General features: G+C 37.9%; 11 protein-coding genes. 2 read left to right on the forward strand and 9 right to left on the reverse strand.

Annotated features, from left to right (window positions below):
- The 5 genes from GQR60_RS14390 to GQR60_RS14410 form a co-directional block, all read right to left on the reverse strand.
- Positions 1-2,604 (reverse strand): hypothetical protein (locus GQR60_RS14390; protein WP_148096540.1); only part of this gene is annotated, 2,604 nt, incomplete at its 3' end.
- A 354-nt stretch (positions 2,605-2,958) separates the two neighbouring features.
- Entirely contained in the window at positions 2,959-4,221 is a 1,263-nt protein-coding gene (locus GQR60_RS14395) for an ABC transporter permease (protein WP_124993603.1), read from the reverse strand.
- Between the two features lie 27 nt (positions 4,222-4,248).
- Entirely contained in the window at positions 4,249-5,475 is a 1,227-nt protein-coding gene (locus tag GQR60_RS14400) for an ABC transporter permease (protein ID WP_124993604.1), read from the reverse strand.
- A gap of 390 nt (positions 5,476-5,865) precedes the next feature.
- The gene (locus GQR60_RS14405) at positions 5,866-6,270 is read right to left on the reverse strand and encodes an acyl-CoA thioesterase (RefSeq protein ID WP_191991626.1); all 405 of its coding nucleotides are present in this window, start codon (positions 6,268-6,270) and stop codon (positions 5,866-5,868) included.
- 156 nt (positions 6,271-6,426) lie between these two features.
- Complete coding sequence (locus GQR60_RS14410; RefSeq protein ID WP_124993605.1) at positions 6,427-9,375, reverse strand: C25 family cysteine peptidase; 2,949 nt, start codon at positions 9,373-9,375, stop codon at positions 6,427-6,429.
- 566 nt (positions 9,376-9,941) lie between these two features.
- On the opposite strand from GQR60_RS14410, the gene GQR60_RS14415 reads away from it, so the two are divergent.
- Complete coding sequence (locus GQR60_RS14415; protein ID WP_154675808.1) at positions 9,942-10,091, forward strand: hypothetical protein; 150 nt, start codon at positions 9,942-9,944, stop codon at positions 10,089-10,091.
- A gap of 4 nt (positions 10,092-10,095) precedes the next feature.
- A complete protein-coding gene (locus GQR60_RS14420) occupies positions 10,096-10,635 on the forward strand; it encodes a DUF4469 domain-containing protein (RefSeq protein ID WP_124993606.1) in 540 nt (179 codons plus the stop codon).
- 334 nt (positions 10,636-10,969) lie between these two features.
- On the opposite strand, the gene carB is transcribed toward GQR60_RS14420, so the two are convergent.
- The 4 genes from carB to GQR60_RS14440 form a co-directional block, all read right to left on the reverse strand.
- Positions 10,970-14,212, reverse strand: a complete 3,243-nt coding sequence (gene carB, locus GQR60_RS14425) for a carbamoyl-phosphate synthase (glutamine-hydrolyzing) large subunit (RefSeq protein ID WP_191991627.1) — start codon at positions 14,210-14,212, stop codon at positions 10,970-10,972.
- A gap of 152 nt (positions 14,213-14,364) precedes the next feature.
- Positions 14,365-15,453: a glutamine-hydrolyzing carbamoyl-phosphate synthase small subunit gene (gene carA / locus GQR60_RS14430; protein WP_124993607.1), complete on the reverse strand. Its 1,089-nt coding sequence runs from the start codon at positions 15,451-15,453 to the stop codon at positions 14,365-14,367.
- A 45-nt stretch (positions 15,454-15,498) separates the two neighbouring features.
- Positions 15,499-16,836, reverse strand: coding sequence for an argininosuccinate lyase (argH, locus tag GQR60_RS14435; protein WP_191991628.1), 1,338 nt, complete (start codon positions 16,834-16,836; stop codon positions 15,499-15,501).
- 68 nt (positions 16,837-16,904) lie between these two features.
- Entirely contained in the window at positions 16,905-17,975 is a 1,071-nt protein-coding gene (locus GQR60_RS14440) for a M20 family metallo-hydrolase (protein WP_225441427.1), read from the reverse strand.

The raw sequence follows: 17,975 nt of genomic DNA on the forward strand, positions 1-17,975 counted from the left end.
ATTTCCCCCTGAGCCGGCATTTGCAACTGGCTGTTCATAAAAGTTAACATTCACTGCATCACTGTCCAAACAACCATTACTAACCTCTGTCCAGGTAAATTCATAAGTATCGTAGGCATCAACTGTTGCTGTTGCATTTGGTGAATTAACATTTGGTGAAAAAACTGCATTGCCTGAACCTCCTGTCTTTGTCCAGGTTCCTGTTCCAATACTTGGTGTTGCCGATAAAGTGAAATTCAAATCACATTCATCGCCTCCTGAACCTGCATTTGCAACTGGTTGCTCATAAAAATTAACAACTACATCATCAAAATCGGAACAGGTTCCATTTACTTCTGTCCATCTCAATGTAAAAGTTCCGTAAGTATCTGAGGTTACTACCGCATTGGGATCATTGGCATTAGGAGCGAAACTAAGACTCCCTGTACCTGATTGTTTTGTCCACGTTCCTGTTCCCATGCTTGGCGTTGCAGAAAGAGAAAAATTCAAGTCACATTCATTTCCTCCTGAACCTGCATCAGCTATTGGTTGTTCGTAAAAGTTAACATTCACTGCATCATTATCTGAACAACCGTTACTAACCTCTGTCCAGGTAAATTGATAAGTATCGTAGGCATCAACTGTTGCTGTTGCATTTGGTGAATTAACATTTGGTGAAAAAACAGCATTGCCTGAACCTCCTGTCTTTGTCCACGTTCCTGTTCCAAGACTCGGAACTGCAGATAAAGAAAAATTCAAATCACATTCGTCGCCTCCTGAACCTGCATTTGCAACTGGTTGCTCATAAAAATTAACAACTACATCATCAAAATCGGAACAGGTTCCATTTACTTCAGTCCATCTCAATGTAAAAGTTCCATATGTATCTGAGGTTATTATTGCATTGGGATCATTGGCATTAGGAACAAAACTAAGACTCCCTGTACCTGATTGTTTTGTCCACGTTCCTGTTCCCATGCTTGGCGTTGCAGAAAGAGAAAAATTCAAGTCGCATTCATTTCCCCCTGAGCCGGCATTTGCAACTGGCTGTTCATAAAAGTTAACATTCACTGCATCACTGTCCAAACAACCATTACTAACCTCTGTCCAGGTAAATTGATAAGTATCGTAGGCATCAACTGTTACTGTTGCATTTGGAGAATTAACATTTGGTAAAAAAACAGCATTGCCTGAACCACCTGTCTTTGTCCATGTTCCTGTTCCAAGACTCGGAACTGCAGATAAAGAAAAATTCAAATCACATTCATCGCCTCCTGTACCCGCATCAGCAATTGGAGGATCGAAATATGTAACTGTTAAAGTTGCAGCACTCGCAGTACAAGGTCCATTACTTATTTTCCACTGATATTCATATGTGCCATATGCATTAACTGTTGCAGTTGAACTCCCAGAGTTGATATCACTAAAAACAACAGTTCCAGGGCCTGAAATCTTAGACCAAACACCTGTTCCAACTGTAGGCGTATTTCCACCAAGAGGATCACTTGTTAATGTTCCGCAATTACTAATATCTCCGACAATACCTGCTTTTGTTGGTTCTTCATAGAAACCAATCGTTAAATCATCTGAAGCAGAACAAGTTCCATTAATAACTGTTAGTGTGAATACATAAACACCATACTCGCTAACATTTACATTTGAAGAAAAGGAGTTTGGAGTAACTATATCAGCAATACCTGGACCCGAAGTTTGTTTCCATTCAGGATTTCCAACACTCGCACTTAGCACTGTTAGTGTGCTGCTTAAAGTATTACAGAGATCTTTGTCATCCTCTGGGGCCGAAAAAACGGGCTGACTAAAAATAACATCTATCAAATCAGCATCAGAACAAGTTCCACTATCAACAGTCCATGCAAATCTATAGGTGCCAGGTGCCGTTACAGAAACAATAGTGGCAGGATCAGCAGCATTGGAATAACTCGCGGAGCCTGGACCTGAAACAATAGACCAGGTACCTGTTCCATTGATTGGTGCAGTACCACTAAATTTAAAATTTAAATCACAGGATTCCCCTCCTAAACCTGCATCAGCAATAATATCACCACATGGACCAGAAGCACAAATTTGAAAATTACCTATAGTATTTTCTTGATCGTATACCCTAATGTAAAGAATTTCTCCTGCTGCTCTACCAGAAAGTACAGCAGTTGTAATATACAAGCCTGAACTGGTTGGAGTATAACAGCCTATTTCAGTTAAACCTGTACATGATCCGCTATATACTGCAAAATTTACTTTGTCAAGCCACCCTGATGTTCTGTCAGAATATGTTAAAATTACCATTTCACCGGAACTTGGAACGACAGCAGTAAACCAAACATCGCTGCCAATATAACTTCCGCATGAAGGAACAGGTATCGTATTATCGGTAACCCAACTATCAGTAGCATCAATATTATTATATTGAGCTAATGAACAAGCTGAACTAACAGAAAGAGGTGTTGCATTACAGGGCAAATCATTCGTTGGCGAAGGAGGTGCCGGAAGTTCCCCCCAAAAGTCATCTTTTAAATTTCCACCAGCCGATAACCGGCTGAATGTTCCTATTACAACCGATACAAATAATAATAAAAAAAGTACTACAAAGAGTAAAGGTCTTTTCATTTATTAATTATTTGAATTTATTATCAATATTCCTTCGTAAGTGTAAAACTACAAAAATTACATATAATAAAGTAGGTACTATCAACCATTCAAATATTATATTTAATTATTTAATTCGATGTAAAGGCAATATAACTCCCTGATGTGAAGTACAATAACACCTTAGGTTTGTATGAGTTGACAAAGGAAAAGTTCTCCGAATGTTATTATTGATTCCACGAATCCTTACTATTCTTCCACTAAAAATAATGAAACATCCTTAATGTCAAGCTTTCAGGAGGCATTGGTCAAGAAAATAGCTTCTATAATTAAAATTACAGAAGCTATTTTACGAATGAAAGTAAAGCCCTTCAATTATTCATCGCGGATTGCGTCGATCGGACGAATCTCCATTGCCCGTTTAGCTGGAATTATCCCGGCAAAAATTCCAGCGAGAATTAAAATTCCCAGAGCAATTATTGCCACATTAAAATCTACCTCTGGATTTGTAAACATGGAATTATCGCCACCACCACTTTGAATGGCTTTATTTATAAGTTCCAAAATAATCACCCCAAAAACAAGTCCAAACCATCCGGCAATTGCGGTTAAAACAACCGACTCAGTTAAAATAGAGCTAATAATTACCGATGGAGAAGCTCCTAAAGCCCTTTGAATTCCTATTTCTTTTGTACGCTTCTTCACAATAAAAAGCATAATATTACTGACTCCAATTATCCCGGCAATAAGTGTTCCTATACCTACAATCCAAATTAATCCTGCTATACCAATAAATAGATTATTAATTTTAATAAATTCCTTTTCTATATTCTCGCTGCCTATTGCACGATCATCATCCGGGTGAACTGAGTGACGCCTTTTTAGTAAAGCCTTAACTTTCTCTTCAACATAGGTTGCGGTATATTCACTTTTAGATGTAATGGAATAATGGCCTACTCTATTCCCGTAATTATATGTTTTTTGAAGCGTTGAAAAGGGGATAAAAATGCATTGATTCTGCCATTCTCCCCATCCTTGATTGTGCATAGATTTAAAAGTGCCAACCACCTGAAAATAAACACCATTAAGCTTAATATATTCGCCTATTGGATTTTCATCTTTTTCAAACAATACCTCAATCACCCTTTCTCCAATTACCGCAATTTTTCGGGTATCATTAATATCAACCTGATTCAAAAATCGGCCATCGGTTATGATTACCGGATCAATTAAGTTCACTTCAGGGACATCACCAAGAATACTAAAAGCGCCGGTTTTTAAACCTCTGATGACATTATTATCACCATCACCGCCACGTGCCTGAATTCTGGGCGCCAACAGTTTTACTTCAGGGATATTATCCAGAATCGCTTTAGTGTCCTGATTCGTAAAATGATACCTGCGTCCCTGCTTATATCCTTTATAGGGTTTGCTTGTTGGTTGGGTCCAGATAAAAACTGAATTTGTAGCAAAATCCCCCATTCCATAATACACACCATTTTCAAGTCCTTTCCCGGAACCCAGCATAATAATAAGCATGAAAATTCCCCAAAAAACACCGAATGCAGTTAAAAAGGTTCTTAATTTATTGCTTTTAAGAGCCATATATACTTCAGTCCATCTATCTCGATCAAACATTCTGTTATTATTTTCAGATTAGTATTTTTATTCGTGAGCCAAAGCTTCTATTGGTCTAACATTAGCAGCTTTCCATGCCGGAAAAAAACCAGCCAGCAAGCCGGCAAAAACGAGTACTAAAGTTGCCTGTATGCCAACGCTTAAGTCGACTGACGGATTCATAAAAAACTCTATTTGAGTATGTGGTGCCAGTACTTCCAGTAGTATTACCCCTAGAACCAAGCCAATATATCCGGCAGCACTGGTAATTAAAACTGATTCGAGTAACACCAAACCAACTATTGAATTTGGAGTAGCTCCCAATGCTTTACGGATTCCTATTTCCTTGGTGCGTTCACGCACAACAATTATCATGATGTTGCTGACTCCTACAATTCCTGCAATAATTGTAAATATGCCTATTATCCAAACAAAAATTCGAATTCCGGAAAACAGAGCCATTGTCCGTTGATAGTTTTCCATATTGTTATTGATCCACATCGCTCTTCTGTCTGTCACATCAAATTTATGCCGGGTTGCAAATGATTTTCTTAAATACTGCTCCATGGCCTGAAGTGATTCAATATCCGGAGTATTTGTTGTGAAAGACATATTTGATATTCGATTGGCTCCGTTGAATACTTTTTGAGCCGTAGATATGGGAACATAAACGCGCTGCAAATCCCTTTCTGAGTAATCTGTAAAAGTTCCTATAACCTGAAATGGAATTCCGTTTATTTTTACGTATTTACCAATAGGATTTTCTCTTTTAAACAAGGCTTCTTCAACTACAGTGCTAATGGCTACTACTTTTCTGAAATTTTTAACATCTATATCATTTAAGAAGCGCCCTTTTATATTCGAAGTGCTCTCTAAAGTCTCTGTATCCGGGTGAACTGCAATAATATTGTAATTGACAAACTCTGTTTTGTAAGAAATTAAATTGTTCCTGAAAATGGAATACCTGGAACTTATTTTATCAATATCCAAGCCGGAATCTTTTGTTTTTTGATAATCATCATTGGTAAATTGAATTCTTCGGCCAGCCTTCATGCCGCTAAATGGAAGACTGGTTCTCCCACTGTAAATCCAGAGGCTATTCACAGCGTCTTGTTTGAATTGATCCAAAACACCATTTTGCAGACCATTACCCGATCCCAGTAAAATAATTAACATGAAAATACCCCAGGATACACTGAAACCGGTAAGAATAGTTCGGAGTTTGTTTTTTCGAATGGTTTCAAAAATTTCCTGCCACTTATCCAGATCAAACATGATTTCTAATTTAGAATTTCACAATACTTAAGTATAGACGCGCGAAGCATGCTATACGTTACAATTGTGATGTCCTGAAATTTTGGTGGTATTTAATAACGGAAGGTTTTCTTACTTGCAAGTTATAGAAAGATTTGAAAAAAATCAAAAAAAATAGTAACCCAAGCTATATATTGCGAATTGGCAGATAGGATTCTATCGCGGATACAGTATTCTTTTAATCTTATTTAACGTTCCTTAGCAGCTATTAACCATGCTATGCTTTATCTTTGGTGCATAGGTTTAGAAATAAGAATAAGTAGTTTTATCATAGATTGAGATTAAGGTTAAATTTTAGTTTAAAAGGATCAGTTGGTTGCTGATCCTTTTTTTTGTTAAAATTCCTTTTATCTAAGCCAGATATTCTGCAAACAGTTCGTTGAAAACTTCTCCTTTCGAGAGACGGCCCTTTACCAGACAGATTGTATATACTTTCCCCTTTGCACAAAGTTTGTTGTCAGATAAACGATAGATATCTTCATTAAAGACCAACTTCACTCCTTCCCGTTCAATGTTTAAGCGTACTTCGAATTCGTCGCCGCTGGTTAGTGAAGTTTTGTAGTCAATCTCAATTCTCGAAACCATAGCATCTGTTCCCTGTTCATGCAATGCTTTAAAATTAGTTCCTATGGATTCTAAAAACTCATGTCGTGCATGTTCCAAGTAATTCTGATAAACAGAGTTGTTTACAACTCCCTGAATGTCACACTCGTAATCGCGTACTTTAAACTTTAGATTGTATATGTAATTCACCATTAAATTGTTTTTTTATTGAAAGGCTAAATCTAGTAATATTTGAAGAAACCGCAATTAAAATAAGTGTTTCAACTTCTTATTACAATAGGAATATATAAAAAAAGAACTGCTGAGCGGGAATCTCAGCAGTTCAAGATTATAAAGCATATCAATTTATTACTTTACGATTAATTTTTTTGTCCAGCTTTTGCCATCAGCATCTACCTGTACCATATATATTCCGGTACTCAAACTACTCACATCAATTTCTTTTGATCCATCGGTATTGAATGTTCGAATTACATTTCCTGTAAGGCCAATAATCTTTACTTTCATTGTGCTTGAAATGCCGTTTAGTTCTATTTTAAAAAAATCACGGGTTGGGTTTGGATAGAGGCTGATTGTTACATTGTCAGCAATCGCCCGTTCTCTTTCACTCCTGCTATCCTGTACTTGTACTCCATAATCTTCTATTTCGCCATAGCTTGCATTTCCACAAGCCAAGGGCGTTGCATTATAGGTAACACGAATCCTCATTCGTGTTGTTCCTAAACTTGCATCATCTGGAACCGAAACGGCACCTACTGCCTGGCCTAGTCCACCACTAATACTAAAACTTAACGCATATTCTTCATCTGCATCCTCAAAATCACCATCCCGGTTCCAATCGAACCAAACGGTTACGTAATTGCGTGTATCCGGACGACCAATATTAACAGTCACGGCATAAGTCCCGCCTGGCTCAACAGATGCCAGTTGCGATGTGTAATCGGAATATTGATTACAGACTGAATTATTATTGATTGTTTCGAATACCACACCCGAAATATATTCATATGAACTGCATCCGTTTGTTGTTGCTTCGCAGTAATCTTGCTGAATTGGAGTACTTACTGTAATCAGATCAGTGACTGTTTTTGTATCTGTACTACCTGTTTTAGACGCAGTTAATGAAACAGAATAGGTTCCCTCTGTATCGTAGCTTACAGTTGGGTTTTGAGAGCTGCTTACAGTTGGAGTTCCTCCTGTAAAAGACCAGTTCCATGCCGTTGGATTGTTTGATGACAAATCAGTAAAACTAATGCTTTCTCCTTCATAAATGGAGGTTTTGTTTGCCGTAAAATTGGCAATTACATCGGTATCTCCCGATCCTGAAATATTTATGCTTGCCACATAAGGCATTTTATTATAGGCACTTACTGTAATTTTCACTGTTCCGCTTGCAGGTAAGGGACTGAAAGAGACTGTTGCCGTTCCGTTGCTGGTTTTTGCTGTCCCCAAAATTTCGCCGTTTAAGGTCAGGGAAACCCATGCGTCTTCGGTTGCACAAGTAACTGCTAATTGATTGCTGTTGGGAGCAATGGTGCCTGCATGACTTACTTGCAGACTGCCGGGAGTTTTGGTTCTAACCTGTAAAGATGGATCTCCGAATATGGTCCATGTATCCAACATGGTTTCTCCACCCGATCCGTAAACATCAACCATTTTAAACATTCCATTCAAAGCCAAACCGGCAAAGGTTCTACGAATATTGTTGGCGTAACTCTCCACTAAAATATCATTCATCTCAGTTTGGGCTATCATAGGCGGCACCCACGATTGATTAATGGTAGAAGCACAAATTGCAATAGCTCCTGCAGGCACACCATTGTTTGTGGCTCTTAACCATGCTTCGGCAAAGCAGGTGATTGATTTAAAGTTTCCATTCACACAAGCCACATCGAAAATAAAGGGAAGCTTGTTATTGTTGGTCAGGCTATTTACATTGGTGCTTGTGTATACCATACTCGCAAAACTGGTATTGGAACCATGACCTACATAATTGATTAAACTTTTGCCGGAATTCAGCAAACTGGTCAATTGGCTTGCACTTCCTCCATCCTGATAGCAGCGGGAGATACTATATCCGTACCCTTCCAATTTGTTTTCGATGGTATTCATGTGTTCAGCATCAGAAGGATTGGAACCTTCGTTCGAGGCAATTCCTACTCCTGAAGACAGCCATGTGTCGGCGGTAGTAACATCTCTCTCGTAATGAATCGTTCTATCAACCTGAGTTGTTACCTGACTTGCGTTTTCGGCAGAAAACCGCCCCACAAAGATGTCGATATAGTGATCATTACCAACAATAAAGCCATAATTATTATCCGAATCGCCGGCACTGGTATATGATGTAGGAACCTGCGGAGCATCGCCTACCAATAAAAGATAGGTCAATCCATGAGTGTTGTAGTAGTTGCTTACATAGGTTTTAATTGCCGAAGCATTACCAATTGTACTTACAGCAATCATTTCAACTGATATTCCTTTTTGTTTTTTCCAAGCCACAAAATCAGCCATCTCGTCCATGAAATCATCATAACAGATAATCAACATGTTTCCCGGAGCATCATTAAGAGCCGTGTATTTGGTGCTGTTACTGGTATAATTTAAAAAATGGTTTTGATATACTTTTTCGAAACCATTATCTGCAGTAGTTGATTTTGTACCTGACATTGCATTTTTTGTTGATATTCTTCCGCTTGGACTCACCTTCATCTCAATGTGAGTATAAATCCTGAGCTTTTTCTGAACAGGATTGTAAGCGATTGGCTGAACAACAACTGCCTGGCCACGAACGCTTCGCAATATATACGGTTCATTCATCGAAGCTAATACTGATGGATAAAATGCATCAGTCTGATAAATTTCTCCGTATTGATAGGGAATTGTTTTAGGATCGATATCTCTGGTAAGATTCCCTTTTGAAGGGATAATTTTAATATCGGTCAGTTCTATAAACTCTGAAGAAACAATCTCGACCTGCATATCGGCACTGGCAGGAATCATTATGGACCGGGCGAAACGAGGCAGTGCCGGATTTCCTTTTTCAAGAATATCACCCATACCATTTGCTTCAACCTTATAGGCATTTTCTGCTTCAATCCATTTAAGATCGTAAGAGTTCAACGTAAAATCAAGCACATAATCGTTGCCAACTGATGATTTCAGTGTCATCTCGTTTTTGTCGCTTCGATTATTCGGATCGATCTTAATGTGTTCCCGCTTTTGAGATAAAGCGTTAAATGTTGAAACCAGGGTAAGAGCAATGGCACATACCCAAAAAGAGTAAAATTTTGTTTTCATAAGTAAATTTTTAAATAGTTATCACTTGATAATAGATCGAATAAATTTTGAATGAATATTTAGTCTTAATACTCACTGTTTTCAAAATAACAAATCAATTACTACCCCTTTATTCCCCATAAAGCCAAAAGGTAACCCAAAAAAGCAATAAACTTTATTAGTTATTATCTCTCATAAGCATTTGTATATTCATCAAAGTACTATATTCATTAGCATTGAACTATATTAAATATATACTTTTTTTTATATAAAAATATATGCCTTATAATACAAATGATTGATTCAATTTGCAAAACACAACTACCCTATTATTTAAAATATATATAAGATAAATATCTTACACAGTTATGTTTGTTTTTTATTATCAGTAAGCAATACCAAATACATTTTGAATTGAACTTACTTTATTTCAGCTTCTGTATTGCAATTTCAAAAGGGCATACAAGCGTTTTTGTAATCCATATAAATTAAAATTTAGCATATTAATATTATATAGTTTGTTCATAATGTAATTATAATGTACATTCAAAAAATATTTTAAAAATAAAAACCAATACTTTATTAAGATGATTGAATATTATTTGCACTTAAATGCATTAACAGATGCTCCGGACGACTGCATTGCCAAACCTTCGCCAATTGGTGTTTTAACCCGCGAAGATTTAATTAAAGAATGTTTGTGCCGAAGGCACTGGAATTACCCCATACGAAGCTGAGAGTATGTTTAAGCGTATTGAAACTGTGGTAACAGAGAATTTGGAAAAAGGCTATTCCATCAATACGCCGTTACTAAATATTTCACCAAGTATTACCGGAGTGTTCACTAATTGGGATGACAGCTTTGATGGATCCCGTCACAAACTGCGTTTTAAATCATCACCGGGCGTATTGTTGAAGGCCGTTGCTGACTCGAGTAAACTTCACAAAATTGATCGTAAGAAAACCATCATAGATATCTATAGCTTTACGGATCATTCCATTGGTCAGGAAACAAACAGTCTTCTGCCTAATGGTGTGGGTGAATTAAAGGGAAAACGATTAAAAATGGATACTTCGGACGAAAATCAAGGAATATTCCTGATTGCTGAAGATGGCACAGAATATCGGGTTGCGGTATATGTAACCAACACCGACAGCACTCAAATTTTTCAAATTCCTGAATTAACTGCCGGCAATTACGAATTACAGGTAAGGTGTATTGCCAAAAACAACAAAAAGCTTACCATTGGGTATCACGACAAAACTCTTAGCGTAAAATAGTACATAGAAAGCCGGTTGATCCGGCTTTTATTTTACTTATTAAGCTCCTCCTATTTCATCAGGATAGTTTCCCTTGCACTGCTCCAAACTTTTCCCTTGCACCAGACAATACCTTTCCCTTGTGCAAGGGAAAGACCTTCCCTATAGGTAGGGAAATTCTTATTTCATTGTAAGGGATGCATCAACACAAAAGCCCCGACAGGTTTTAAAAACTGCCGGGGCTAAAATAATATAAAGTATTACAATGCTATCAGGTTTGCAAATTGCCGAAAAGCAATAAGCTTTTAAAAGAATTGATACCCTCACTTAGAGTGAGAGTACCAAAAGTTATATTTTACCACTCCTGCTTTTGATCTACGTAATCGCTGAAACTGTCAATTCCTAAATCTTCTATCGATTTTTTGCAGAATGAATAGATAAAGGCTGAAGCCAAACGCGCGTTGGTGATTAATGGTATGTTTAAGTCGATGGCAGTTCTTCTGATCAGGTAATCGTTATTCAACTCCGATTTGCTTAAGTTTTTGGGGATGTTAATCACCAAATCAACTTTGCGTTCTTTTATCAAATTCTGAGCTGTTATTTCAACATCTTCATCGGGCCAACCTACACTTTCGATGGTAATTCCGTTCTCTTCCAGGAATTTTGCGGTACCTCTTGTTCCATATAATTTGTGTCCTTTCTCTTCAAGCATCTTCGCACTTTTTAAAAGTTCCACTTTCGAGCGAATAGGACCACTGCTGATTAGGATTGCACTCTTCGGTATGCGGTAACCAACTGATAACATTGCTTTTAATATTGCATCGTAGTAATCAGCTCCTATACAGCCAACTTCACCGGTTGATGACATATCTACACCCAAAACCGGATCTGCTTTTGACAATCTTGAAAAGGAAAACTGAGAGGCTTTTATCCCAATATGCTCCAATTCGAACATCGAAGGTAAATTGTTTGGAATAGGAACATCTAACATTGCCTGAGTGGCAGTTTCGATAAAATTAAAGTTCATTACCTTCGAAACAAAAGGAAAACTTCTACTTGCACGCAGGTTGCACTCGATAACCTTAATGTCATTATCCTTTGCCAGTAACTGCATATTAAAAGGTCCGGTAATGTTCAGCGATTTTGCAATTTTACCAGCAATTTTACGAATTCTGCGAATGGTTTCGAAATACAGTTTTTGCGGTGGAAATACTAAAGTAGCATCTCCCGAATGTACTCCGGCAAACTCAACATGTTCCGAAATGGCATCAATAATAATTTCACCATTTTTGGCTACTCCGTCAAACTCGATCTCTTTTGCTTCCTGAATAAATTCACTAACAACAACCGGATACTGTTTCGATACCTGCGCAGCTAAATCCAGAAAATGGCCTAATTCATCCTTGTTCGAAACCACATTCATTGCAGCACCGGAAAGCACATAACTTGGTCTGATTAATACAGGAAAACCTACTTCATCAATAAAGTCATTAATCGCTTCCTTGCTGGTTAATTCATTCCATCTAGGCTGATCAATTTTCAATTCATCAAGCATAGCTGAAAATGTCTGTCGGTTTTCGGCTCTGTCAATCGATTCAGGAGATGTTCCCAAGACTTTTACACCTGCCTTGTGCAAACGCATTGATAGGTTCTGAGGAATCTGCCCTCCAACCGATACAATTACACCGCGGGGTGATTCCAAATCGATAATATCCAATACTCTTTCGAAAGAAAGTTCATCAAAGTACAACCGATCACACACATCGTAATCGGTACTTACCGTTTCGGGATTGTAATTGATCATTACCGATCGTAATCCTTCTTTGTTTACCGCGTTCAGCGCATTCACACTACACCAGTCAAACTCTACCGATGATCCAATTCTGTATGCACCTGAACCCAACACAATAACGGATTGATTATCGTCTGCATAAGTAATGTCATTTTCATCACCACTGTAAGTCAAATAAACGTAGTTGGTTTGTGCAGGGTACTCTGCTGCAAGTGTGTCAATTTGTTTAACAACCGGAACAATTCCTTTTGCTTTACGGTGTTTCCTCACCTCTAAAAGCTCCGATTCCATATCAGTTCTCTCTGGTTTCAAAACAAAGCGTGCTAACTGGAAATCGGAAAAACCGTATACTTTTGCTGCTTTTAGTAAAGTGTCAGGTAATTCCTGTAAGTTATTGTATTTCTGAAGATCCCATTTCAATTTTGTGATGTGTTCCAGTTTGCTAAGGAACCATTTATCAATTTTGGTAAGATCATGTATTTTGTCAATGGAATATCCTTTTTCAAAAGCTTGTGCGATAGAGAAAATACGCATATCAGTTGGATGCGTTAATTCCTGATCAACATCGTCGAACTTCGAATGAACATTCCCAACAAATCCGTGCATTCCCTGTCCAATCATACGCAAACCTTTTTGAACGGCTTCCTCGAAATTACGACCAACGGCCATTACTTCCCCTACACTCTTCATGCTGGAACCAATCTCTTTGGTTACGCCTTCAAACTTATTTAAATCCCAACGTGGAATTTTGCAAACTACATAATCTAATGCAGGTTCGAAACAAGCTGTTGTTGTTTTTGTTACAGCATTTTTAAGCTCGTGCAAGGCATAACCCAAACCAAGTTTGGCTGCAACAAAGGCCAAAGGATAACCGGTAGCTTTCGAAGCCAATGCAGATGATCTTGATAAACGGGCATTTACTTCAATTACACGGTAATCTTCCGAATTAGGATCAAGAGCATACTGAACGTTACACTCTCCCACAACGCCAAAGTGACGAATAATTTTAATGGCTAATGATCTTAGTTTGTGATACTCCGAATTGGTCAGCGTTTGCGATGGTGCAATAACGATACTCTCACCTGTATGAATTCCCAGCGGATCGAAATTTTCCATATTACAAACTGTAATACAGTTGTCATACGCATCCCTAACCACTTCATATTCTACTTCTTTCCATCCTTTTAATGATTCCTCAACCAATATCTGACTTGAATAGGACAAAGCATTTTCAGCCAACTTCTCCAATTCAGCCATATTCGAACAGAATCCGCTTCCTTGTCCACCTAAAGTAAAGGCTGCACGAACTATAATTGGAAAACCTAGTTTTTCTGCCGCTTTTAATGCTTCAGGAATGGATTCAACGGCGAAAGACTGTGGGGTTTTTACATCGATTCCTCGAAGCTCGTTGGCAAATATCTCTCTGTCTTCAGTTTTAATAATGGTCTCGATTGGAGTCCCTAAAACCTGAAGATTGTATTTCTTTAGCAATCCGGCATTGAAAAGCTGAATACCACAGTTTAATGCAGTTTGTCCTCCAAAAGCCAAAAGGATTCCATCAGGCTTTTCTTTTAAGATAACCTGTTCTACAAAATAAGGTGTAACCGGCAAAAAATAAATTTGATCGGCAATTCCTTTTGACGTTTGTACAGTTGCAATATTGGGATTGATAAGTACAGTATGAATACCTTCTTCCTTCATTGCTTTTAATGCCTGTGATCCAGAATAGTCAAACTCCCCTGCTTCACCAATTTTAAGTGCTCCGGAACCTAATACCAGTACTTTCTTTATGTTGTCTTTTATCATTTTTCTTAAGCTGAGAGCCATTAGCTTATCGCTTTTGGCTGTTAATTGATAATTGTTTTTCTTTAAAAATACCCTCCTCTGTTCTTCGGACATCTCCCCTGAAAGGGAGAATAAGAATAATGAGGCTTTTTTCAACTTTAAACTTTCTCTTTTTAACTTTTACCTTTATGATCTTCCATCATTTTAATGAAATCATCGAACAGAAATTCGGTATCTGTAGGGCCACTGGAAGCTTCGGGGTGAAACTGAGACGCAAAAAATGGTTTGTTTGTGTGCTTTAATCCTTCGCATGTGCCATCATTGGCATTAACAAACAATGGCTCCCACTCTTTTGGTAAGGTATCCATATTAATGGCGTACCCGTGATTTTGCGAAGTGATAAAACAACGCTTGCTTCCTTTCAGTACAACCGGCTGATTGTGACTACGGTGTCCGTACTTCAGCTTATAAGTATCAGCACCTGCAGCAAGAGCCATTAATTGTGTTCCCAGACAAATCCCCATAATTGGTGTATCCTGACCGAAAACTGTTTTTAGATTGGCGATTGCTTTTGTATTTTGTTTTGGATCACCAGGACCATTGGATATGAATAATCCATCGTATTCCTCCTGAGTAAAATCGTAATCGTGTGGAACTCTGATTACTGTGGTATCTCTTTTTAATAAACAACGGATAATGTTGTTTTTCACACCACAATCCAACAAAACTACTTTGTGTTTTCCATTTCCGTAAACAATTTTTTCCGGTGTGCTTACCTGAGCTACAAGATTCTCCAGATTTGGATCTTTCCATTCTGGTTCTTTGCCTTCAAAAACAATTTTGGCAAGCATACTGCCTTGCTCCCGAAGCTTTTTGGTTAATGCTCGGGTGTCAACACCGTAAATTCCTGGTATTTTGTGTTGTTTCATCCAGTCTCCAAGGCTTAAACTCGCATTCCAATGACTGAATTCCTCGGTATAATCGGACACAATAAATGCAGACACCTGAATTTTTTCCGACTCATAAAAGCGAAACAAATCATCTTCCTGCAATGTCCCCGGCACTCCATAATTTCCAATCAGAGGAAATGTACTAACCAGAATTTGTCCGCGGTACGAAGGATCGGTTAAACTCTCCGGATATCCGGTCATTGCAGTATTAAACACCATTTCTCCGGAAATGGATTCCTGGTAACCAAATGATGTACCGATATACTCCGATCCATCCTGTAAAATTAATTTAGCTTTTGTCTCTCCTGACATAAAAGTTCTATAAAATGGTTAAATATAAATTTCTTTTAAACTGGTCTAAATTCTATTCAATAAGTTCATGTAAGCCTCTTTGGTTTTGTTGAAATTAAAACCAACGAAAATCTCATTCATCTTATCTACAATTTTATCATTGCATAAATTGCCGATACTGCCTTCGTGAACATGATTCACTTTACCTTCGTATTTGAAAGTACCTTCTTCCACGATTTGTCCGATCTTTTTATAAGCATCGCGAAAAGGAACACCGTTAAGTACCATCTGGTTCACTTCTTCCACTGTAAACATGTACTTATAACGTTCATCCTTTAAAACATCTTTATTGATTTTCACTTCGGAAAGCATTATTCGTGTCATTTCCAAACAAGCAATCATTTTATCGAAAGCAGGCATAAAGAACTCTTTTGTAAGCTGATAGTCTCTATGATATCCGGAAGGAAGGTTTGACGTTACTGCCTGAATTTGTGCCGGCAACATCTGCAATGCATTTGCATGAGCCCGAATCAACTCAAAAACATCAGGATTCTTTTTATGAGGCATGATACTGCTTCCTGTTGTTAATTCATCAGGAAAACTTAAAAAGTTAAAATTCTGACAGTTATACAAACAGGCATCCATAGCTAATTTTCCAATTGTCATAGCCATATTTGCCAAGGCTGAAAGAACCGTAAATTCCATCTTTCCACGCCCCATTTGTGCATAAACTACATTGTAACTTAAATCTCTAAATCCTAGTAAGTCAGTAGTCATTTGCCGGTTTAATGGAAAAGAAGATCCGTAACCGGCTCCTGATCCTAACGGATTCTGATTAACCACTTTATAAGCAGCCTGCAACACCATCATATCATCTGATAAGCTTTCGGCATAGGCTCCAAACCACAAGCCAAATGAGGATGGCATAGCTACTTGCAGGTGAGTATAACCAGGAATTAAGACATCCTTATTCTCATTACTCTTTGCAATCAACTCATCAAAAAGTAATCTTCCTTCCCGAACAATTTCTTCCAGTTTGTTTCTTGTAAAAAGCTTTAAATCTAAAAGAACCTGATCGTTTCTTGATCGGCCGCTATGAATCTTTTTTCCAATATCACCTAAAGCTAAAGTCAACTGATATTCAATTTGAGAATGAACATCCTCTGTTCCATCATCAATCACAAAATCATTGTTTTTTATCGAGGAATAAATTTTCCGTAATTCTTCCTGAATCAATTTCAATTCTGTTTTTTCCAATAATCCGATGGATTCGAGCATTTCAATGTGTGCAAGCGATCCCAGCACATCAAACGCAGCAAGTTGCAAGTCCAATTCGCGATCCATTCCAACAGTGAATTGTTCAATTTTTTTATCAACTTTTACGCCTTTATCCCAAAGTTTCATAGTAATTCTCTTTAAAGTTAGGTGTTCGTGTTTAATCCGTTTTTTACTTCTTGTTAACTTAGCTGAGGTTATATTTTCAAACCGTTCAACAAGTTATAATATTTTTCAATTCCTTTTTCAATTTCGTCAATGTAGATGAACTCATCAGCGGTATGAGATCTGGCAGAATCTCCCGGACCCAATTTTAAGGTTGGAAATCCCTTCATAATAGCCTGATCAGATGTGGTTGGAGAACCGTAATATTTCATGCCTAAGTTCAATCCTGTCTGAATTAACGGGTGCTCCAATGGTATTCCTGAAGAATTCATTCTAAAGGATCGGGCTGTAACATTACTTTCCAACTTTTCTTTGATGATTGCAAATGCCTTTTCGTTAGAATAATGCTCATTCGTGCGAACATCAACTACAAATTTGCAGGATGATGGAATTACATTGTGCTGTTTCCCTGCATTGATCTGTGTTACTGTCATTTTTACTGCTCCCAGTATCTCAGATTCCAAAGCAAATTTATAAGAATGAAGCCATTCTATATCTCTCATTGCAATAGTTATTGAGTTAACACCCTCGTTACGGGCCGCATGTCCGGGAACACCAATTGCATCGCAATCCAGCACCATCAATCCTTTTTCTGCAATGGCCATTTCCATAAGTGTCGGCTCGCCTACAATTCCAACATCAATTCGTCCTATTTCTTCCTGCACCAGCTCAAAACCTCCGGTTCCTGATATTTCCTCTTCTGCAGATGCTACAAAAACACGGTTATAAGCCTGATTTGTTCCCTCTAATGCCAGAAAGCTTGCGAAAAGAGAAACCAGACAGCCACCCGCATCATTGCTCCCCAGTCCGTACAATTTGCCGTCGGACACCTCCGGATTGAAAGGATCTTTGGTATACTTTTCAGAAGGTTTTACGGTGTCTAAATGAGAATTTAGTAGCAAAACCGGCTTTTTATCATCAAAATCCTTATTGAAAGCCCATACATTATTTCCTTTACGGTGTACCTGATATCCAAAATCAGTTAGTTTCTGCTCCATTACATCTGCAACTTGATTTTCTTCTTTGCTGTATGATTGAATAGAAATCAATTGCTTAAGTGTGGTCAAGGCTATTTCAGTATACTTTTTTAAATCCATATGCAT

Origin of the sequence: Labilibaculum euxinicum, from assembly GCF_009795715.1 — a bacterium.
GTDB classification, from domain to species: Bacteria; Bacteroidota; Bacteroidia; order Bacteroidales; family Marinifilaceae; genus Labilibaculum; species Labilibaculum euxinus.

What these genes read in the sequence shown, in the direction of transcription:
- GQR60_RS14395 (WP_124993603.1), bottom strand. Translation starts at nt 4,221, where the DNA reads ATGTTTGATCGAGATAGATGGACTGAAGTATATATGGCTCTTAAAAGC.
- GQR60_RS14400 (WP_124993604.1), bottom strand. Translation starts at nt 5,475, where the DNA reads ATGTTTGATCTGGATAAGTGGCAGGAAATTTTTGAAACCATTCGAAAA.
- GQR60_RS14405 (WP_191991626.1), bottom strand. Translation starts at nt 6,270, where the DNA reads ATGGTGAATTACATATACAATCTAAAGTTTAAAGTACGCGATTACGAG.
- GQR60_RS14410 (WP_124993605.1), bottom strand. Translation starts at nt 9,375, where the DNA reads ATGAAAACAAAATTTTACTCTTTTTGGGTATGTGCCATTGCTCTTACC.
- GQR60_RS14415 (WP_154675808.1), top strand. Translation starts at nt 9,942, where the DNA reads ATGATTGAATATTATTTGCACTTAAATGCATTAACAGATGCTCCGGAC.
- GQR60_RS14420 (WP_124993606.1), top strand. Translation starts at nt 10,096, where the DNA reads ATGTTTAAGCGTATTGAAACTGTGGTAACAGAGAATTTGGAAAAAGGC.
- carB (WP_191991627.1), bottom strand. Translation starts at nt 14,212, where the DNA reads ATGATAAAAGACAACATAAAGAAAGTACTGGTATTAGGTTCCGGAGCA.
- carA (WP_124993607.1), bottom strand. Translation starts at nt 15,453, where the DNA reads ATGTCAGGAGAGACAAAAGCTAAATTAATTTTACAGGATGGATCGGAG.
- argH (WP_191991628.1), bottom strand. Translation starts at nt 16,836, where the DNA reads ATGAAACTTTGGGATAAAGGCGTAAAAGTTGATAAAAAAATTGAACAA.
- GQR60_RS14440 (WP_225441427.1), bottom strand. Translation starts at nt 17,975, where the DNA reads ATGCATATGGATTTAAAAAAGTATACTGAAATAGCCTTGACCACACTT.